A 19,733-nucleotide genomic window follows, 5' to 3' on the forward strand; every position below is an offset into this window, starting at 1 on the left:
CACCGCCGAGGGTAGTCGAATGGTCGCTCCGGACTGCTGCTAGAGGCGCCATTCGACTACCCTCGGTGACTTCTTGTCGGGTATGCCCAACTCGTACCTAACTGTCAGGTGCGGCTCCTACGACGGGCACAAGGCTCGGGGCGGCGGTTACGCCGTAGCCGAGGTTGGTGAGGACCTCGCCGGTGGCCTTGGCGAAGTTCAGCGTGATGAAGTGCAGGCAGGGTGCGCCCTCATCGATGAGGCGCTGGCCCATTTCGGTGGCGATTTCGATGCCGACCTCGCGGACCGCGGCATTGTTCTCCTCCGGCCCGTCACCTGCGGCCTTGCGCAGGCGCCCCATGACCGCGGGCGGCAGGGGACGTCCGCACAGTTCCTCGGCGCGCGCCACCGTGCGCAGCGAGGTGATGGGCATCAGCTCCGGAATGATCGGCTTCGCGCCCTCGATCGGGTCGAAGGCCGCGATGCGATCGCGCAGCCGCAGATAATGCTCGACGTCGAAGAACATCTGGGTGATCGAATACTCCGCGCCCGCACGCAGTTTCGCGGCCAAGTAGGCGGTGTCGTGCTCCAGATCCGGAGAGCGGTGGTGGCCCTGCGGGAACGAGGCGACGCCGACATGGAAGTCACCGAGGTCGCGCACGATGCGCACCAGTTCCTCGGCGTAGGCCACGCCTTCGGGATGTTTGCGCCATTCGCCGAGTGGATCGCCGGGCGGGTCGCCGCGCAGCACGAGGATATTGCGGATGCCCGAATCGGCGTACGCGCCGACCAGTGAGCGCAGTTCGGCGACGCTGTGCTCGACGGCGGTCAGATGCGCGACCGGCAGCAGCGTGGTCTCCTCGGCCAGCGCGCCGGTGATCCGCACGGTGCGGTCACGAGTGGTACCGCCTGCGCCGTATGTCATCGAGACGAAGGCCGGATGCATGCGCTCGAAGGTGCGCGCCGCGCGCCACAGCCGCGCCTCGCCCGCGGCGTCACGCGGCGGATTGAACTCCACCGAGAAGGGCACCGAACCCCCGGAATGGGTCCGCAGACTCTGTACAACCGAGGGTGTTCCAGAGACGATCGGTGGCGTCGGGGACGGCCGGCCAGGGGTCGAACGTCCCCGCACGTTATCGAAAGTCACCGGTTCAGTGTAGTGGTGGGCAGTCACCGGGCCGTCAGGTCGTCGCAACCGTACGCGTATTCTGCGAGCAAGCGACACGCTCGCAATCGCCGGAACGACACGCGCGACGCCCACCGTCCGGCACCGAAGTACCTATAGCGCCCACGATCCACCGCGCACCAGCACCCGCACGACCTTGGAGGCTCCCCTGTCCGCCGGAACCGGTATCCAGACGCCTCACCCCGCCCCGCCCGCGCCGGGCACCCCCGGATTCGTCGCGGCGGTCGAGGATGCGCTCAAAGCCTTCTTCCTGACCCGACGCCCGATAGTCGAGCCGCTCGGTCCGGTTTTCGTCCAGGCCGCGGAAGCGCTCGAACTGTTCGTGCTGCGCGGCGGTAAGCGCACCCGCCCGGCCTTCGCCTGGACCGGCTGGCTCGGCGCGGGCGGCGATCCCACCGGCCCGCACGCCGCCGCCGTCCTGAACGCCTGTGCCGCACTGGAATTGGTGCAGGCCTGCGCGCTGGTGCACGACGACATCATCGACTCTTCGCGCACCCGCCGCCGCTTCCCCACCGTGCACGTCGACTTCGAACAGCGCCACCGCGACCACGGCTGGGCCGGTGATGCCGAACACTTCGGCACCTCGGTCGCCATCCTGGTCGGCGATCTGGCGCTGGCCTGGGCCGATGACATGGTGCACGCCGCCGGACTCGACGCCGCCGCCCTCGGCCGCTTCGCACCGGTCTGGGCGCTGATGCGCACCGAGGTGCTCGGCGGGCAACTGCTCGATATCCACGGTGAATCGGCGGGTGACGAATCCGTCGCGGCGGCGCTGCGCATCAACCGCTACAAGACCGCGGCCTACACCGTGGAGCGCCCGCTGCACCTGGGTGCGGCACTCGCCGACGCCGATCCGCATCTGATCGAGGCCTACCGGACCTTCGGCACCGATATCGGCATCGCCTTCCAGCTGCGCGACGATCTGCTCGGCGTCTTCGGCGACCCGGCGGTCACCGGCAAGCCCTCCGGCGACGACCTGCGCGAGGGCAAGCGCACCGTCCTGGTCGCCGAGGCGCTGCAGCGCGCCGACGCCACCGACCCGGCCGCCGCCGACCTGCTGCGCACCAGCATCGGCACCGATCTGACCGCGGACCAGGTCGAGCGGTTGCGTGCGGTGATCACCGAACTCGGCGCGGTCGACGAGGTGGAGCGCCGCATCACCGAACTCACCGAACAGGGCTTGGCCGCACTGGCCTCGAGTACCGCCACGCCCGATGCCAAGGAGCGGTTGCGCGCCATGGCCCTGGCCGCGACGAGTCGCACGCACTAGCCGCGACCGCGCGAGGAGATCCACATGAAAACCGTTGCGGGACCGACCGATCGCGTCGTTGTGGTGGGCGCGGGCCTATCCGGCCTCGCCGCCGCCCTGTATCTGACCGGGGCCGGGCGCACCGTCACCCTGCTGGAACGCGCCGATCATCCCGGCGGCAGAGTCGGCCTGTACCGCGGGCCCGATTACGAAATCGACTCCGGCGCAACGGTACTCACCTTGCCGGAGCTGATCGCCGATGCCCTCGCCGCCGTCGGCGCAACCCCGGAAACCTGCACTCCGCCACTGCGCATCCACCAACTCGCCCCCAGCTATCACGCCCGCTTCGCCGACGACTCCACCATTCGCGTCTACGCCGATCCCGAGGCGATGGCCATCGAAGTGGCCCGGGTCTGCGGCGCGGACGAGGCACTGCGCTACCGACGGCTGCGCAACTGGCTCGCGGAGATCTACCGGGCCGAATTCACCGAGTTCATGGATACGAACTTCGATTCGCCGCTCGATATGGTCCGACATCCGGCCAAGCGCCGCGCACTGGCCACCCTCGTGCGTCTGGGCGGATTCGGCAGGCTCGGCCCGCGCGTCTCCCACTTCCTGCGCGATCCACGCCTGGCCCGGCTGTTCACCTTCCAGGCGCTCTACGCGGGCGTGGCCCCGGCCAAGGCACTGGCCGTATACGGCGCGATCCCGCATATGGACACCTCGCTGGGCGTCTACTTCCCCGAGGGCGGTATGCGCGCCATCACCGCCGCACTCGCCGACGCCTTCACCGCGGCGGGCGGCGCACTCGAGCTGAACACCGAGGTCACCGGGATCGAATACGCGGGCGGGCGGGCCAGGCAGGTCCGCACCGCGAACGGCCGCACCTTCGACTGCGACGCGGTGGTGCTCACCGCCGACCTCGGCGCGTTCGAGCGCTTCGGCGTGCGCCGCCGCCGTCGACTACGCGCCGCACCGTCCGCCGTCGTCGCACACGGCACCATCCCCGCCGCGATTGCCGAGACCTGGCCGATCCAGGCCCACCACACCATCGATTTCGGCGACGCCTGGAACGGAACCTTCGACGAGATCGCCACCCGCCCCGGCCGCGGGCGCTTGATGAGCGACCCGTCGTTGCTGCTCACCCGGCCCGCGCTGACCGATCCGGGGCTCTACATCGACCGCGCCGACGGCAGGTACGAGCCGTTCTCACTGCTCGCCCCCTGCCCCAACCTGGACGCCGCACCGCTGGACTGGGACCGGCTCGGCCCCTCATACCTGCGTGAACTCCTGAATGTGTTGGCCGAACGCGGATACCACGGCATCGCCGAACACTTCACCGTCGATCATCTCGACACACCCGGCACCTGGCGCGATCAGGGCATGCTGGCGGGCACACCCTTCTCCGCCGCGCACCTGTTCCGGCAAACCGGCCCATTTCGTCCGCGCAATTTTTCCGGTGGTAGCGACAACGTGGTTATCGCCGGTTGTGGCACCACTCCGGGTGTCGGCGTGCCAACCACCTTGCTATCCGGAAAACTGGCGGCAAACCGAATTATCGGCACCACGCGAGCCACTCGGGATGAATCCCCACGCACCAGCGGGATAGTGTTCCCGGCGAGCCGATAAACTAACGGCCGACCTATCAGCCTGCGGTTGCGACCGCCGACCACTCCGGGGGGACCGACACCACATGCATCCCCCTGAGATGACGGCCCCCGCGCCCACCGACGACTCGATCACCGCGACCGAAGACGAGGCGCGTCCGTCGAGCGTCCCGGCGCGCCAGGCACCGCGGGCCGTCGACGAACACGGGTTCCGGGCCTGGCTGCGGACCACCGCCGACTTCGCCCGCAGCCCCGAGGGACATTCGGCGCTGCTCGGTTTCTTCGGCGCGCTGATGATCACCTTCGGCGGATTCGGCGCGGGTAGCGTGCGCAAGCGCGATCCGCTGCTCGAGGCGATGCATCTGTCCTGGCTGCGATTCGGGCACGGCTATGTGCTGTCCACCATGGTCATCTGGGTCGGTGTGCTGTTGATGATCACCGCGTGGGTGCGCCTTGGTCGCACCACGATCGGATTCGGCGATCGGCCCGACGCCGGGGTCACGCTGAACGAGCTGCGCGCGATTGTCGGCATCTGGATCTTCCCACTGCTGTTCGCGGTGCCGATGTTCAGCCGGGACGCGTATTCGTATCTGGCCCAGGGCGCACTGCTACGCGACGGCTTCGATCCCTACGTTTCCCCGCCGGTCGCCAATCCCGGCGTGCTGCTCGACAATGTGAGCCCGGTCTGGACCACCACCACCGCGCCATACGGTCCGATCTTCCTGCTGCTCGGCAATGCGATCACCGCGATCACCGGCGATAACGTGGTCGCGGGCACCATCGCGCTGCGGCTGGTCATGTTACCTGGACTGGCGCTGATGATGTGGGCGGTGCCGTATCTGACCAAACATCTCGGCGGTAAGCCGACGGTCGCGCTGTGGCTGGCGGTGCTCAACCCGCTGGTGCTGATCCACCTCATCGGCGGCGTGCACAACGAAATGCTCATGGTCGGGCTCATGTGCGCGGGTATCGCACTCGTGCTGGAGCGCCATCATGTGGCGGGCATCGTGGTCGTCGCGATCGGCGTCGCCATCAAGGCGACCGCCGGTGTCGCACTGCCGTTCCTGGTGTGGATCTGGATGCTGCACGAACGTGAACGCCGGGCGCTGCAACGCGCCGCGCAATCACCGGGTGCGCCCCAGCACGTCGAGAGCGAGGCCGAACCCGCGCGACCGAGTGCGGAAGTACCGCATCCGGCGCTGATGTTCGCCAAGATCGCCGGACTCGGCTTGAGCGTGTTCGCGGTGGTCTTCGTGGCCGCCTCGGCCATCGCCGGGGTCGGCATCGGCTGGCTGACCGCGCTGTCGGGCTCGAAGAAGATCATCAACTGGCTGTCGCTGCCGACGATCATGGCGCATATGGTCCGCTGGGTGACACCGTTCCCGATGGATCCGGTGCTCGCGGTGACCCGCGCACTCTGCGCGCTGGCGCTGATCGCCGTGCTGGCGTGGACCTGGTGGCGGTTCCGGCACAGCGAGCGCGAGGCGGTCTTCGGCATCCTCATCGCCTTCGTCGCCATCGTCATCCTCTCGCCCGCCGCACTGCCCTGGTACTACTCCTGGCCGCTGGCGCTGGCCGCCGGGTTCGCACTGTCCACCACCACGCTGATGGTGCTGGTCGGGCTGTGCACCTGGTTGATGCTGGTCTTCCAGCCGGACGGCTCGATCGGGCTCTACAGCTTCGGGCACGTGGCCGCCGCGACGTTCGCGGCCGTGGTCGCGGCCCTGTCACTGCGACGGGTCGACCCGTTGCGATTGCGCGCCACCCCACCGGAGAGCAATCCGGTCGCCGTCACCCGGTCATGACCGAGGTCGCGCTACCCGCCCGCGCCTCGGAACTGGCCGCGGCATACCGCGTCTGCCGAGCGATCGCCGCCGAACACGGACGCACCTACTTCCTCGCCACCCGCCTGCTGTCCGCACCACGAAGACCCGCGGTGCACGCGCTCTACGCCTTCGCACGCATGGTCGACGACATCGTCGATCATCCGGCGTACGACGCCGAACACGGCCCCGCGGGCGAACTCGATCTGGTCGAGAAACAACTGCGCGTCGCATTGGAACAGGCAACGCCTCCCACCGACCGCCGCACCCAGGTACTGGCCGCATTGGCCGACACCATCCAGCGCTACGACATTGCGCCCCAGCACTTCTGGACCTTCCTGGACTCCATGCGCATGGATGTGCCGGGAACCGCGCACTTCCGCGCCGACTACGCCACCATGACCGAACTGCGCGACTACATGCGCGGTTCCGCGGCCGCGATCGGTCTGCAACTGCTGCCGGTGCTCGGCACGGTCGGCACGGTAGCCGAGGCCGAACCCGCCGCCGCCGCCCTCGGCGAAGCCTTTCAGCTCACCAACTTCCTGCGCGATATCGCCGAGGATCTGGACCGGGGCCGGATCTACCTCCCCACCGACGAACTCGCGGCCTTCGGCGTGAACGTAGACCTGCTGGCCCACTGCCACCGCGTCGGCCACACCGACCAGCGGGTCCGCCGCGCACTGGCCCACCTGATCGCGATCAACCGCGACCGCTACCGCTTCGCGAACCCGGGCATCGACCTACTCGACCCCCGTGTGCGCCCGGCCATTCGCACCGCGAGCACGCTCTACTCCGGCATTCTCGATGAAATCGAACACTCCGACTACGCGGTATTCGCGCGCCGCGCCGTGGTCCCCCGCCACCGACGTCTGCGTGTCGCGGCGGCGGAATTCACCACCGCCGCGCTGCGCAGGTAATTACTCAGAACGGCTCGGCTGCGGCGCGGCGCAGGACCTCGCGCGCGAGCGGGCCGTGCAATGCGTCGACGGGCTTACCGGGCAGGCTCTCGTCGTCGGTGAAGATCCACTCCAGGATCTCCTCGTCGGTGTACTTGGCGTCTTTCATGACGGTGATCAGGCCCGGCAGCGACTTCACGATCGCACCGGTATCGTCGAAGAATCGCTCGGGCACGCCTGCCACTCCATCGCGGCGCAGGGCGAGCAACTGGTGGTCGCGCAGCATCTGATGCACTCGGGTCACCACGAGCCCGAGCTTGTCGGCCACCTCGGGCAGCGGGATCACCGCCTCCGACTGGGGAAGAACATCGTCACTGCAAGGAAATGCACTCACCCGGATAACGGTAGACGGTCCCGCGCCGCGTGGCTCGAGACACCCTGGACGGTTCCCGCGCGATTCGACACCCTGGTGGCCACGAACCATCGGTTGCGCGACGCAGGCGCGAGTCTCGACGGCTCGGACGCGAGAGACCAGGGGGCCGCGAACACGCCGCGCCCGCGCGGCCGAAAACACAGCGATTCGACACGGCTACGATCGTGAGCGGGCCGCGCGAGGCGGTCAATCGCTTGTCGCATCGGAGCGAGGGGTGAGAAGTTTGTGAAAGCCGGAGGACATCACTTGATCGGGCAAATCCTGGAGGGGCGCTACCGCATCGACGCGCCGATCGCGCGGGGCGGGATGTCGATGGTCTTCCGCGGGGTGGATACCCGTCTGGACCGTCCGGTCGCCATCAAGGTAATGGATCCCAAGTTCGCCGCCGATCCCCAGTTCCTCACCCGGTTCGAATTCGAGGCGCGCGCGGTCGCCAAGCTCAAGCATCCGTCCCTGGTCGCGGTCTATGACCAGGGTGTGGACGGCGAGTATCCGTTCCTGATCATGGAGCTGGTCGAGGGCGGCACGCTGCGCGAGCTGCTGCGCGAACGCGGTCCGATGCCTCCGCATGCGGTGCGCGCGGTCGCCGAGCCGGTACTGGCCGCGATCGGCGTCGCGCATTCGGCGGGCCTGATCCATCGCGATATCAAACCGGAGAATGTGCTGATCTCCGATTCCGGCGAGGTCAAGATCGCCGATTTCGGTCTGGTGCGTGCCGTCGCAGCCGCGAACACCACCTCGGCCAGCGTAATTCTCGGCACCGCCGCGTACCTGTCACCCGAACAGGTGACCGCGGGCACCGCCGATTCCCGCAGCGATGTCTACTCCTTCGGCATCCTCATCTTCGAACTGCTCACCGGCCAGGTCCCGTTCACCGGCGACACTTCGCTATCGGTGGCATATCAGCGCATCGAGAACGATGTGCCCAGCCCGAGTGAATTCATCTCCGGTGTCCCGCGGGAGTTCGACGAGCTGATCGCGCGGGCCACCAACCGCGAACCCGCGCATCGCTTCGCCGATGCCAACGAGATGGCGGCCGAACTGCATTCGATCGGGGTCGCGCTGAATCTGCCGCCGTATCGGGTGCCAGCACCCCAGGAGTCGGCCGAACATCTCAGCGCCAGCTTCAAAGTTGCCACACCGACCCCGCCGCAGGCCAGGGCCGCGGCACCGCCACCACAGTCCGAGCAGCACACCAAGGTCGTCACCGCGGCGCGGCCACGGGTGCCCGACTACGGTCCGCCCGATAACTACGGGCCGCCGGACACCTACCGCGATCACTACGCACCATCGCATTCGCCGCAGCCGTCCCCCTTCGCGGACGACCGGACCAAATCGCGCCGCACGGTCCTGCTCTGGGTCGCCATCGTCGCGGTCCTGACCTTGCTGGTCGGGATCGGCGGCTGGTGGTTGGGCATCGGGCGCTACTCGGCCGTCCCTTCGGTGGCCGGAAAGGATCAGGCCAGCGCGATTTCGGCGCTGGCGGATGCCGGTTTCGACACCGAGATCAGACAGAAGACCTCCGACACCATCCCGGTCGGTGGCGTGGTCGGCACCGATCCCTCGGCCGGATCCAAGGTCACCAAGGGTTCGACGGTGGCCGTGCTGATCTCCAGCGGCAAACCCCGGGTGCCGGATATCAAAGCGGGCGACGACATTTCGAAGGTCAACCAGCTCATTCGCGATGCCGGACTGCAACCGGTGGACGCGGGCGAAACCGGCAGCACCGCACCCAAGGGCACCTTCGCGAAGGTGGATCCGGCGCCCGGCACCGTCCTGCCGCTGGCCGCGCAGGTGAAGGTGTACCGGAGCAAGGGATCTCAGCCGGTGAAGATGCCCGATGTGCGCGGCAAGACCACCGGGGAAGCGAATCAGGTGCTCACCGCGGCCGGAATCACGGTGCGCGAGACCAGAACTCAGTACGACCGCACCGTCGAGGCGGATAAGGTCATCGCCACCGAACCGGCCGCGGGCGCCACGATCCAGTCCGGCGACGGCATCACCTTGGTCGTCTCGAATGCCGTGAAGGTGCCCCTGCTGGTCGGCTCGAGCGTCGGTGACGCCCGCTCCAAGCTGCAGGCGCTCGGCTTGGTGGTGGCGGTGCGTCAGCTCGCCCCGTCCGACAGTTCCGTGGTGATCGGCCAAGTTCCTGGCGTGGGTTCCAATGTCGAGGCGGGCAGTACCGTTTCGCTGACCGCGCTGCCCTGACGACAAAGGAGCGCCGCATGTCGCGGCGCTCCTTTCGGAAGACCTTGGTCAGCGCAGCATTTCGGCGACCAGGAAGGCCAGCTCCAGTGACTGCTGGGTGTTCAGCCGAGGGTCACATGCGGTCTCGTAGCGACCGGACAGATCCAGATCGGAGATGTCCTGTGCGCCGCCGAGGCATTCGGTGACATCCTCACCGGTCAGTTCGATGTGCAGACCGCCGGGATGCGTGCCGAGTGCATGGTGCACCTCGAAGAAGCCCTGCACCTCGTCGATGATCCGGTCGAAGTGCCGGGTCTTGTAGCCGGTGGAGGCCTCGTGGGTGTTGCCGTGCATGGGGTCGCACTGCCAGATGACCTGGTGCCCGGTCGCCTGCACCTTCTCGATAATGGGCGGCAGCACGTCGCGAACCTTGTTATTGCCCATGCGCGAGACGATGGTCAACCGACCCGGCTCGTTATTGGGATCGAGCCGCTCGACGTACTCGACCGCCTGATCCGGCGTGGTGGTCGGGCCGATCTTGAGGCCGATCGGGTTGGCCAGCAGTTCCGCGAAGGCGATATGCGCGCCGTCGAGCTGACGGGTGCGCTCGCCGATCCATAGGAAGTGCGCGGACAGGTCGTAGAGCACCGGCTCGCCCGCCGGATTCTGGCCGAGGCGCAGCATGGCGCGCTCGTAGTCCAGCACCAGCGCCTCGTGGCTGGCGTAGATGCGGGCCGACTGCAGGCTCGGATCGTTCACCCGGCAGGCGGTCATGAAGGCCAGACCGCGGTCGATCTCCCCGGCCATCGCCTCATAGCGCGCACCCGCGGGCGACTGGGCCACGAAATCGCGGTTCCAGTCGTGCACACGGTGCAGATCCGCCATGCCCGCCCCGGTCAGCGCGCGCACCAGATTCATCGCCGCGCTGGCGTTGGCGTAGGCGCGCACCAGTCGCGAGGGGTCGTGTTCGCGCACCTTCGCATCGGCGACCAGCGAGTTCACCATGTCACCGCGGTAGGACTTGAGGCCGAGCGAGTCGGTATCCGAGGAGCGCGGCTTCGCGTACTGCCCCGCGATGCGCGCGACCTTGACCACCGGCAGGCTGGCGCCGTAGGTGAGCACGACGGCCATCTGCAGCAGCGTGCGGATATTGCCGCGGATATGCGGTTCGGTGTTGTCGGCGAAGGTCTCCGCGCAGTCACCGCCCTGCATCAGGAAGGCCTCGCCGCGCGCGACCTGCGCGAGCTGCCCGCGCAGCTCTTCCACCTCGGCGGGTACGCAGATCGGCGGCACACTCTCCAGCACGGTCCGCATCATTGCCGCCTGCTCCGGATCCCACCCCGGCTGCTGTAGCGCCGGGCGCGCCAACGCGTCGTCCAGCCGCCTCCGCAGCTCGGCGGGCAGCGGCGGCAGCTCCGGCAGGCGATCGATGGGTACGTCGACGGTCCAGTTCACTCGTTCAGAATACGGACACCCCGAAGCATGCAGGTACCCGGTATTAGGGGTGGATTCTGCCCACCTAGGGTGAATTGCCGGGCAGTAACGCCGCACCGTACCGATCTTTGGAGGAGAGACCGATCTCGCTTCGATATTTTTATGACTGCGAATTCATCGAGGACGGGTCGACCATCGACCTCGTATCGATCGGTGTGGTCTGCGAGGACGGCCGCGAATACTACGCGGTCTCAACCGAATTCGATCCCGAACGAGCGGGTCCGTGGGTACGCAGGTACGTGCTTCCGCAGCTTCCGCCGCCCGCCTCTCCGCGCTGGCGCAGCCGCGAACAGATTCGCAAAGACCTCTACGAATTCCTGGTCCCGCGGCCCAGCGTCACCCCCGAACTGTGGGCCTGGGTGGCCGCCTACGACCACGTCGCCCTGTGCCAGCTCTGGGGCTCCATGATCGATCTGCCCAACGCCCTACCCCGCTACACCAACGAGCTGCGGCAACACTGGGAGGCCCACGGTCGTCCCGAACTGCCGCCGGTCCCCCCGGACGCCCACGACGCACTCGCCGACGCCCGCCACAACCTGGCCAAATTCGAGGCCATCGAGGCAGCCCGCCGCCGAGTCTCCCTATAAAGGCGAAAGGCCCCGAGTCGAATTCGACTCGGGGCCTTTACTTTGTCTGTCAGTGCGCGGACTTACCGTTCTGACCGTTCGCCTTCTCCTGAACCTTCTGCAGTACGGCGAGCTGCTTGTGCTCTTCCGCGTGGTCGTCCTCGAAGGCCTGCTCGATCTCGTGCGGCGGGTCGGCGCGCAGGAAGCTACCGGTGCCCGGCTTACCGGCCGAACCCAGCTTGTTCATCTTCTTGGGCACCGTCGCGCCCTGGTACTCCAGCGGGATCGGGTGGCCGTGATCGTCGACCGGGCCCAGCGGCTGGTGCACCTCGATGTACTCACCGTGCGGCAGACGCTTGATCACACCGGTCTCGATGCCGTGCTCGAGCACCGCCCGGTCACTGCGCTGCAGACCGATGCAGAACCGGTAGGCGAGGAAGTACGCCACCGGCGGCACGACCAGCAGGCCGATGCGACCCATCCAGGTGGTGGCGTTCAACGAGATGTCGAACTTCAGCGCCAGGATGTCGTTGACACACGAGAGCGTCAGCACCACGTAGAAACCGATCGACATCGCACCGATCGCCGTGCGCACCGGCACGTCGCGCGGGCGCTGCAGCAGGTTGTGGTGCACATCGTCGCCGGTGAGGCGCTTCTCGATCCACGGGTACAGGATCAGCACCGTGAACACCAGACCCATGATCAGCGCCACCCAGAACACGGCGGGCACCGTGTAGCGACCGAGGTAGAGCTCCCACGGCGGCATCAGACGCGCCAGACCGTCGGTCCACATCATGTAGAAGTCGGGCTGCGAACCCGCCGACACCTGCGAGGGGTTGTACGGACCCATGTTCCAGATCGGGTTGATCTGCAGCACACCGGCCATGATCGCCACGATGCCGAGGGTGAAGGCGAAGAACGCGCCCTGATCCGAGGCGAACACCGGCACAATGCGCGCACCGACGACATTGTTCTCGGTGCGGCCAGGGCCGGGGAACTGCGTGTGCTTCTGGTACCAGACCAGCGCGACGTGCGCGGCGATCAGCGCCAGGATAATGCCAGGGAACAGCAGCACGTGCGCGATGTACAGGCGCGGAATGATGATGTCGCCGGGGAAGTCACCACCGAAGATCAGCCAGTGCATCCAGGTGCCGACGATCGGGATACTCATCGTGATACCGCCGAACGCGGCCCGCAGACCGGTACCCGAGAGCAGATCGTCGGGCAGCGAGTAACCGAAGAAGCCCTCGAACATGGCCAGGATCAGCAGCAGGCAGCCGATGACCCAGTTCGCCTCACGCGGCTTGCGGAACGCACCGGTGAAGAAGATGCGGAACAGGTGCACGATGATCGAGGCCGCGAAAAGCAGCGCGGCCCAGTGGTGCACCTGGCGCACGAACAGACCGCCGCGCACCTCGAAGGAGATGTTCAGCGCCGTCTCGTAGGCCCGCGACATGGTCACACCACGCAGCGGCTGGTAGGCGCCGTTGTAGACGACCTCGCTCATCGACGGATCGAAGAACAGCGTCAGATACACACCCGACAGCAGCAGGATGATGAAGCTGTACATCGCGATCTCGCCGAGCAGGAACGACCAGTGGGTCGGGAAGACCTTGTTGATCGACCGCTTCACGAACGCCGCGGCGCGATACCGCTCGTCCGCGGAGTTGGCTTGGGCTGCGGCTGAAGGACTCATGCCTCCACCTCGCTAGCGCTCGGTTCCGGCATGTGCCCTGCACGCTGGCACATGATTCGCTCACTTCGTTCGCTCATGAACGACGCTCCCAGTAGGCCGGTCCGAGCGGCTCGATGAAGTCGCCCGCAGCGACCAGGTAGCCCTCGGAATTAACGGTGATCGGCAGCTGCGGCAGTGCGCGAGCGGCGGGACCGAAGACCGGCTTACCCCATTCGGTCGCCAGGAACTGCGACTGGTGGCAGGGGCACAGGATCTTGTTGGTCTGCTGCTCGAACAGCGACGTCGGGCAACCGAGGTGGGTACAGATCTTCGAGTAGGCGAAGTAGTCGCCGTAGTTGAAGCTCTCCTGCCCCTTGCGCTTGATGGCCTTCTGCGCGTCCTCGGTGCGCAGCCGGATCAGCATGACGGCGTTGCGGATACCGCGCAGGGACTGCAGCGTCGCGTGTTCGTCACCGCGCCACTTCTCCTTCCACGGGAACACCGTCTCCATCGCGCCCGCGTCCAGATCCTCGGGACGCACCAGCATGACGTCCTCGGGGCGACCGGTGTCGCGACGGATGTAGATCGTCTCGCCGGGGAAGTCCGGGGTCCAGCCCGAGACCCACAGCGGCGACTTGTCGCCCTTGGCCCACGGGTTCTTGATCATGCCGCCGACGAAGACCAGCAGCGCACCGATACCGAGCACGCCGACACCGGCGCCCGCGGTGCGGGTGATCATCTTGCGGCGACCCAGCGTGGAGGTGTCCAGCGCGTCCTGCAGCTCGGCGACCAGGGTGCGGCGCTCGACCTCGGGCGAGGGCCCGTCGTGGCGCACCTGGATCGACAGCTCGGCCGGGATGAACTTCTTGCGGATCAGCACGACCGCGACGCCGATGACCAGCACGGCGATACCGAGGCTGAGGCCGACCAGCGGGGTGAACAGCGAGTAGGCGGTGTGGCCTTCCTCGTTCGAGCCCTTGAACTCCCATGGCCAGAACAAGAACACCCCGACCAGGACCGCGGCGGCGATACCGGAGACCGCGAACCAGAACGAGACCTGCCGCTCGGCGCGCTTCTCGGCGCGGGTGCCCGGCACCGGGAACCGCTCGCGCCGGTAGGCGACGTCGACGCCGTCGCGCTCGGTGCCGAGCTTGACCAGCTCGTCGCGCGACATCGCGTCGAGTTCTTCCTCGGTGGGCTCAGCCGGTGTGGTGTTCACCTGCTCGTTCGACGGCTCCGCGCCGTCGTGGCCCTCATCCGGCCGACCCATGTCAGTTGGCTCCTTGCTTTCGCTCATGAACGTGATCCGATCCACATCGCGGCGCCGACGACGAGCGTGATGCCGACCACCCACATGGCCAGACCCTCGGTCGCGGGACCGAACCCGCCGAGATCCCAGCCGCCGGGGCTCTTCTCCTCGGTGGCGTTCTTGACGTAGGCGACGATGTCGCGCTTCTCTTCCGGGCTCAGCTGCCGGTCGGAGAACTTCGGCATGTTCTCGGGGCCGGTGAGCATCGCGGCGTAGATCTGCTGCTCACTGGCGGGCTCCAGCGGCGGCGCGTACTTACCGGAGGACAGCGCGCCGCCCCGGCCGGTGAAGTTGTGGCAGGACGCGCAGTTCATCCGGAACAGCTCGGAACCGCGAGCGATGTCCGGCCCGCGCAGCGATTCCTGCGCGATCTCGCCGTTGGCGTCGCGCACCACGGAGGGGCCGCCCCCGTTGGCGGCGACGTACGCGCTGAGGGCGTCGGTCTGATGGGCATCGAACTTCGGCGGCTTGCGCGTGGCCTGAGCCTGGTTGGCGGCCAGCGGCATGCGACCCGAGGAGACCTGGAAGTAGACGGCCGCCTCGCCGACGCCGATCAGGCTCGGACCGCGGTCGGGCACGCCCTGCAGGTTGGCGCCGTGGCAGGTGATGCAGGAGGTCTCGTAGAGCTGCTTACCGTCGCGGATCAGCGCGGACTGGTCCTCGTGCGCGGTCGCGACCTGGGGGTCCGGCGTGATCGCGGTGGCGAGGAATCCGGCTCCGACGAGGCCCACCAACAGCGCAAGCCCACCCGCGATGCGACGCCGCATACGGCGTTGCTTGCGCGTCTTGCTGGCCGCGACATCTTGGCCGCTGATCGCCGCGCTGGGGCTGGCGGGCTCTGGCGCTGACGGGGGAGATGAACTCATCTGTGTCCCTTTGGAGTAGACGGAACCGACTTGTGCAAAAGATTTGGGGGTACTGGCTCGACTCAGCGGACGAAGTAGATCGTGGCGAACAGCCCGATCCAGACGATGTCGACGAAGTGCCAGTAGTACGAGACGACGATCGCGGCGGTGGCCTGTGCCGGGGTGAACTTACTGACCTTGGTGCGGACCAGCAGGAACACGAAGGCGATCAGACCGCCGATGACGTGCAGACCGTGGAAACCGGTGGTGATGTAGAACACCGAGCCGTAGGCACTGCTCGAGATCGAGGTGCCTTCCTTGACCAGGTTGGTGTACTCGTAGCCCTGACCGGCCACGAACAAGGCACCCATGATCAGGGTGACGACGTACCAGCGGCGCAGGCCGAACACATCGCCCTTCTCCGCCGCGAACACACCCATCTGGCAGGTGAACGACGAGGCGACCAGCACGGTGGTGACCGGCACGGCAAGCTTCAGGTTCAGCTCGGTCGGTTCCGGCGGCCAGTTGCCGTGGGCCTGGGCGCGCGCGACGAAGTACATCGCGAAGAGCCCGGCAAAGAACATCAGCTCGCTAGACAGCCAGATGATGGTACCGACGCTCACCATGTTGGGCCGGTTCAGCGAATGCACACGCTGAGTAATGGCCGATCCTGGGGTCCCTACTGCGGTCGTCACGGGGGTAAGTATGACTCGTCGTAGTACGACACAAGTACCCGGGTGCGAAACTTGTCCTCCCGTGTCGGAAAACGCACGGACAGATGGTGTCTCGACCGAGGTGGACGGCGTGTTGTTCACGAGCGCGCGCAGCTGCGGCGCGGCAGGTGGGACGACCTGTGTGACTCCCTTGGCGTGCATGGCAGGCGTTGGTAAGTAAAAGCTGAGATCAGGAGGCGGATGTGACGCGTTGGTGGCAACGGCTGTTCGGCGGGAACGAACCCGAACCGCTGGATCCGACCCGTACCGATCTAGTAGTCGTAGCGGAGTGCTTCGATGACTCCGAGGCGTGTTCGACAACACTCGCGCGCGCCTCGGCTCTCAAAGCCGACGAGCCCGCGCTGCTGCGCCATCACCTGCGCATTCCGCCCGATCGGATCGATGAGGTGTGTGCGATCGCAGCCCAGGACGGTTACGCCGCGGCGCCACGCACCGAAGGTCCACACGAACTGGAATCGCTGATCCTGCAGCGGGTTCAACTGCTCGACGCACTGCATTGTTCGCAGGAGCGGGCCAGGATGGTCGGTCTCGCCCAGCGCCACGACGGCGTCACGGACGGCTGGGACGCCCTGCAACCGGGTTCCCCGACCGCGCAGCGGTAATAACGTCTCGACCACTACGCTCTATCGCGACAGACTGGTGCGCGAACCAGTGGTGACAGGAGAAGTGGACATGCGCAGCTGGCCCCAAGTACTCGGGACCCTTGCCGATGGCGGCGATCTGGCAGCGGACGACACGACCTGGGTGATCGACGAGATCTTCACCGACAACGCGACGCAGGCGCAGATCGCCGCATTCGGTGTCGCGATGAAGATCAAGGGCCCGACTCCTACCGAGCTGTCCGGCATGGCCGCGGGCATGCTCGGCCACGCCCGCCTGGTGCACGTCGACGGTGACGCGGTGGACATTGTCGGGACCGGCGGTGACCGGTCCGGTTCGGTGAATATCTCGACGATGTCCTCGATCGTGGTGGCCTCGGCCGGTGTGCCCGTGGTCAAGCACGGCAATCGCGCGGCCTCCTCGAAGAGCGGTGGCGCCGACGTGCTGGAGGCATTGGGCGTGAAGCTGGCCCTCGGCCCCGAGGCCGTCGCTCGCTGCGTGCGCGAGGTCGGCATCGGCTTCTGCTTCGCGCCGCTGTTCCACCCCGCGTTGCGCTTCGCCGGTCCGGCCCGCAAGGAAATCGGCATCCCCACCGTTTTCAATGTGCTCGGCCCACTCACCAACCCCGCGCAACCGCGGGCCGGGCTGGTCGGCTGCGCGTTCCCCGAACTACTGCCGGTAATCGCCGGGGTCTTCGCCGAGCGCGGCGCCAGCGCCATCGTGGTGCGCGGCAATGACGGCCTGGACGAGATCACCACCTCCGACACCACCGAAGCGTGGGTGGTGTCGGGCGGAAAACTGCGCGAAACCACCATCGATCCGACCCGCATCGGCATCGCGCGCGTCGAGCTGGACGCGTTGCGCGGCGGCGACGCCGAGGTCAATGCGGGTGTCGCACGCAGCGTATTCGCGGGTAGCGCGGGCCCGGTGCGCGATGCCGTACTGCTGAACTCCGCCGCCGCCATCGTCGCCTACGACTTGTCTCAGGGGGTCGGCGATCCGAACGGCGATATCCACGACGCCATCGCCACGGGCATCGATCGCGCCGCCGAAGCCATCGACACCGGCAGATCCGCGGCCCTGCTCGATCGCTGGGCCAAGCTCACCAACACCCTCGGCGACAACTGACCGCCGCGGCGCTCATCGTGCGCCGCATGTCGGCAGACCTCTTGTGGCGGTACAGAGCTGAGTACGGCTCACTCGCCGAGGGAAAAGCCCGCTTCGACGTCGGCGCTGGAGTAGGACTTGAAGGCGATGTGGGTGGTGGTGCGGGCGACGCCGGGGGTCTTGTCGATCCGGCCGGTCACCACCTCGGCGATCTCCTCGTGGTCGCGCACCCGCACGATCGCGATCAGGTCGACATCGCCCGCGCAGGAATAGACCTCGGTCACGCCCACGGTGTCGGCGACCGCCTGTGCGGTCTCCGGAATGCGGGCGTTCTCGGCCTGGATCATCACGATCGCGGTAATCATGGCTGTCAGCCTAGGCGGTCACCGCCCTTGTACTCCGCGAGTTCGGTCTCCGGCCCGTGCGGCCGGGCCCGTGCGGCCGCATCGGCGACATCCGCCCATCCGGCCCAGCGTCCGGCACGTCGGATCGGCTCGCCGTATCCCTCACTCGTGCGCACGATCCGGACCCCCGGCCGCCCCAACCATCGCGTCACCAGACCGACCTCCTCCGGCGACGCGCCGCGCAACGGCGGCACCGGATCCGGCAGTACGGTCTCCGATGCCGCGACGATGCGTTCGATCACCGGCATGGGCGGAACACTCCGCGCCGAGGTGCCTGCCCCCGCCAGTCGCCCATAGCGGATCACCGCGTACTCCCAACCGCCCGCACCGTCCGGATGCGCCGCGATCAGTTCGGCGATCCGCGCCACCGCGGCGAGTCGCTGGGTACGGTGCAGCGCCCGCACCACCGCGACGGTCCGGTCGCGCAGTCGGGCGGCGGCCTCGAAATGTTCTGCGTGCGAATGGGTTTCGATGCGGTCGAGCATGGCCCGCAGCGCCGCGTCGGAATGCCCCGCGAACAGCGCTCGGACGGCCGCGGCGGCGGGCTCGTATTCCTCCCTATATATAGGAGTGCCGCTGACGGCCGCCGGACATCCGCCGACCACCGCGGGCGGACAGTTGTGGCGACCCTCGCGCGGCAGTCGCGCGGTGCAGGTGCGCAGGCCGCTGTGCTCCGCGATGGTCAGCGCGATGTCGTTCGCGTCCATCCGGGAAGGGAAGGGCCCCAACGCATCCGCGGTCGGTGTGCGCGCGATCGCGAATCGGGGAAAAGGTTCGTCGGTCAGCGTTATCCACCAACCGCGCTTCGGGAATTTCGACCGCCGGTTATAAGGCGGCGTATGCGCGACGATCAGCCGCAGCTCGCGCACCCCGGCCTCCAGACCGTGCGCGCACACCACATGGTCGACCCGGATGGCAAGGGAGACCATCTCTTTCATCCGGCCGCGGGTCTCGGATCCGGTGAAGTAATTACGCACGCGTCGGCGCAGATTCACGGCCGTCCCTATATAGAGGACTTCGTCGGAGGGCCCGCGGAAGAGATAGACGCCCGGACTCGACGGCAGATCATTGGCGAGCACCCGCTTCGCACGTTGGCGCGGTGTGACATTCGGCAGATAGTCGAGCAGTTCGGTCAGGCTGTGCACGCCGAGATTGCCGACCCGTCCGATGAGGGCGTGCAGCACGTCCACTGTCGCCCTCGCATCGTCGAGTGCGCGGTGGTTCGGCTGAGTGCCCGCACCGAGCAGCGGCGCGAGCACCCCGAGCCGGACCGAGGGGGCCTCGTCACGGGCGAGGACGCGCCGCGCCAGCTTCACCGTGCACACCACCGGCCCGCTCGGCCACGACGTATCCATGCGGGCCGCCGCGGCGCGCAGGAAGGCCATATCGAAGCGGGCGTTGTGCGCGACCAGCACCGCGCCCTTGGCGAATTCGAGAAAACCCGGCAGCACCGCCTCGATCCGGGGGGCCTCGTAGACCATCGCGGTGGTGATCCCGGTGATCTGCACGATCGCGGGCGGTATGGCCCTTCCCGGATTCACCAGGGTCGCAAACTCCCCCAGCACCTCACCGCCGCGCACCTTCACCGCACCGATCTCGGTGATGGCGTCGCCTTCGGGGCTGGTGCCCGTGGTCTCGA

General features: G+C 67.4%; 17 protein-coding genes. 8 read left to right on the top strand and 9 right to left on the bottom strand.

Going from position 1 to position 19,733, the window contains the following annotated elements:
- Positions 1-97: 97 nt before the first annotated feature.
- Positions 98-1,126 carry a methylenetetrahydrofolate reductase gene (locus NP3_RS15680; protein WP_084508624.1) on the bottom strand — a complete coding sequence of 343 codons (1,029 nt, stop codon included), beginning with the start codon at positions 1,124-1,126 and terminating at the stop codon, positions 98-100.
- A 175-nt stretch (positions 1,127-1,301) separates the two neighbouring features.
- Between NP3_RS15680 and NP3_RS15685 the strand changes: the two genes are divergently transcribed.
- From NP3_RS15685 to NP3_RS15700, 4 genes are all read left to right on the top strand, one after another.
- Positions 1,302-2,435 (top strand): polyprenyl synthetase family protein, encoded by a 1,134-nt coding sequence (locus NP3_RS15685; protein ID WP_063042004.1) that lies wholly within the window; start codon positions 1,302-1,304, stop codon positions 2,433-2,435.
- A gap of 24 nt (positions 2,436-2,459) precedes the next feature.
- Entirely contained in the window at positions 2,460-4,043 is a 1,584-nt protein-coding gene (crtI, locus tag NP3_RS15690; protein WP_063042006.1) for a phytoene desaturase family protein, read from the top strand.
- 79 nt (positions 4,044-4,122) lie between these two features.
- Positions 4,123-5,826 (top strand): alpha-(1->6)-mannopyranosyltransferase A, encoded by a 1,704-nt coding sequence (locus NP3_RS15695; protein WP_157124341.1) that lies wholly within the window; start codon positions 4,123-4,125, stop codon positions 5,824-5,826.
- Positions 5,823-6,761: a phytoene/squalene synthase family protein gene (locus NP3_RS15700; protein ID WP_063042010.1), complete on the top strand. Its 939-nt coding sequence runs from the start codon at positions 5,823-5,825 to the stop codon at positions 6,759-6,761. Before NP3_RS15695 ends, NP3_RS15700 begins: the two co-directional genes overlap by 4 nt.
- 4 nt (positions 6,762-6,765) lie before the next feature.
- On the opposite strand, the gene NP3_RS15705 is transcribed toward NP3_RS15700, so the two are convergent.
- Positions 6,766-7,134 carry an Rv2175c family DNA-binding protein gene (locus NP3_RS15705; protein WP_040688576.1) on the bottom strand — a complete coding sequence of 123 codons (369 nt, stop codon included), beginning with the start codon at positions 7,132-7,134 and terminating at the stop codon, positions 6,766-6,768.
- Between the two features lie 285 nt (positions 7,135-7,419).
- Between NP3_RS15705 and pknB the strand changes: the two genes are divergently transcribed.
- A complete protein-coding gene (gene pknB, locus NP3_RS15710) occupies positions 7,420-9,381 on the top strand; it encodes a Stk1 family PASTA domain-containing Ser/Thr kinase (protein ID WP_218024861.1) in 1,962 nt (653 codons plus the stop codon).
- A gap of 48 nt (positions 9,382-9,429) precedes the next feature.
- On the opposite strand, the gene NP3_RS15715 is transcribed toward pknB, so the two are convergent.
- On the bottom strand, positions 9,430-10,815 hold the full coding sequence (locus NP3_RS15715; protein ID WP_063042014.1) for a class II 3-deoxy-7-phosphoheptulonate synthase: 1,386 nt from the start codon (positions 10,813-10,815) through the stop codon (positions 9,430-9,432).
- Between the two features lie 107 nt (positions 10,816-10,922).
- Between NP3_RS15715 and NP3_RS15720 the strand changes: the two genes are divergently transcribed.
- Complete coding sequence (locus tag NP3_RS15720; protein WP_245720952.1) at positions 10,923-11,441, top strand: polyadenylate-specific 3'-exoribonuclease AS; 519 nt, start codon at positions 10,923-10,925, stop codon at positions 11,439-11,441.
- A 49-nt stretch (positions 11,442-11,490) separates the two neighbouring features.
- On the opposite strand, the gene qcrB is transcribed toward NP3_RS15720, so the two are convergent.
- From qcrB to ctaE, 4 genes are all read right to left on the bottom strand, one after another.
- Entirely contained in the window at positions 11,491-13,116 is a 1,626-nt protein-coding gene (qcrB, locus tag NP3_RS15725) for a cytochrome bc1 complex cytochrome b subunit (protein WP_063042016.1), read from the bottom strand.
- Positions 13,117-13,189: 73 nt separating this feature from the next.
- Positions 13,190-14,365 carry a cytochrome bc1 complex Rieske iron-sulfur subunit gene (gene qcrA, locus NP3_RS15730; RefSeq protein WP_063042034.1) on the bottom strand — a complete coding sequence of 392 codons (1,176 nt, stop codon included), beginning with the start codon at positions 14,363-14,365 and terminating at the stop codon, positions 13,190-13,192.
- A gap of 23 nt (positions 14,366-14,388) precedes the next feature.
- The gene (gene qcrC, locus NP3_RS15735; protein WP_084508623.1) at positions 14,389-15,270 is read right to left on the bottom strand and encodes a cytochrome bc1 complex diheme cytochrome c subunit; all 882 of its coding nucleotides are present in this window, start codon (positions 15,268-15,270) and stop codon (positions 14,389-14,391) included.
- Between the two features lie 62 nt (positions 15,271-15,332).
- Positions 15,333-15,944: an aa3-type cytochrome oxidase subunit III gene (gene ctaE / locus NP3_RS15740; protein WP_040688563.1), complete on the bottom strand. Its 612-nt coding sequence runs from the start codon at positions 15,942-15,944 to the stop codon at positions 15,333-15,335.
- 221 nt (positions 15,945-16,165) lie between these two features.
- Here ctaE and NP3_RS15745 point away from each other — a divergent pair, with 221 nt between their 5' ends.
- Both NP3_RS15745 and trpD read left to right on the top strand, forming a co-directional pair.
- A complete protein-coding gene (locus NP3_RS15745; RefSeq protein ID WP_063042020.1) occupies positions 16,166-16,585 on the top strand; it encodes a hypothetical protein in 420 nt (139 codons plus the stop codon).
- A gap of 70 nt (positions 16,586-16,655) precedes the next feature.
- Positions 16,656-17,711 (top strand): anthranilate phosphoribosyltransferase, encoded by a 1,056-nt coding sequence (gene trpD, locus NP3_RS15750; protein ID WP_063042035.1) that lies wholly within the window; start codon positions 16,656-16,658, stop codon positions 17,709-17,711.
- 68 nt (positions 17,712-17,779) lie between these two features.
- Here the strand turns inward: trpD and NP3_RS15755 are convergent, their stop codons facing one another.
- Entirely contained in the window at positions 17,780-18,055 is a 276-nt protein-coding gene (locus tag NP3_RS15755; RefSeq protein WP_040688558.1) for an Lrp/AsnC family transcriptional regulator, read from the bottom strand.
- Between the two features lie 5 nt (positions 18,056-18,060).
- Positions 18,061-19,733, bottom strand: a 1,673-nt coding sequence (locus tag NP3_RS15760; protein ID WP_063042022.1) for a DEDD exonuclease domain-containing protein, incomplete at its 5' end; no start/stop codon positions are given.

This window comes from Nocardia pseudovaccinii NBRC 100343 (assembly GCF_001613225.1).
Lineage (GTDB): Bacteria > Actinomycetota > Actinomycetes > Mycobacteriales > Mycobacteriaceae > Nocardia > Nocardia pseudovaccinii.

Bases quoted from the DNA above. Each gene is read 5' to 3' on its own strand.
- crtI (WP_063042006.1), top strand. From the start codon at position 2,460: ATGAAAACCGTTGCGGGACCGACCGATCGCGTCGTTGTGGTGGGCGCG.
- NP3_RS15695 (WP_157124341.1), top strand. From the start codon at position 4,123: ATGACGGCCCCCGCGCCCACCGACGACTCGATCACCGCGACCGAAGAC.
- NP3_RS15700 (WP_063042010.1), top strand. From the start codon at position 5,823: ATGACCGAGGTCGCGCTACCCGCCCGCGCCTCGGAACTGGCCGCGGCA.
- qcrB (WP_063042016.1), bottom strand. From the start codon at position 13,116: ATGAGTCCTTCAGCCGCAGCCCAAGCCAACTCCGCGGACGAGCGGTAT.
- qcrA (WP_063042034.1), bottom strand. From the start codon at position 14,365: ATGGGTCGGCCGGATGAGGGCCACGACGGCGCGGAGCCGTCGAACGAG.
- qcrC (WP_084508623.1), bottom strand. From the start codon at position 15,270: ATGAGTTCATCTCCCCCGTCAGCGCCAGAGCCCGCCAGCCCCAGCGCG.
- trpD (WP_063042035.1), top strand. From the start codon at position 16,656: ATGCGCAGCTGGCCCCAAGTACTCGGGACCCTTGCCGATGGCGGCGAT.
- NP3_RS15755 (WP_040688558.1), bottom strand. From the start codon at position 18,055: ATGATTACCGCGATCGTGATGATCCAGGCCGAGAACGCCCGCATTCCG.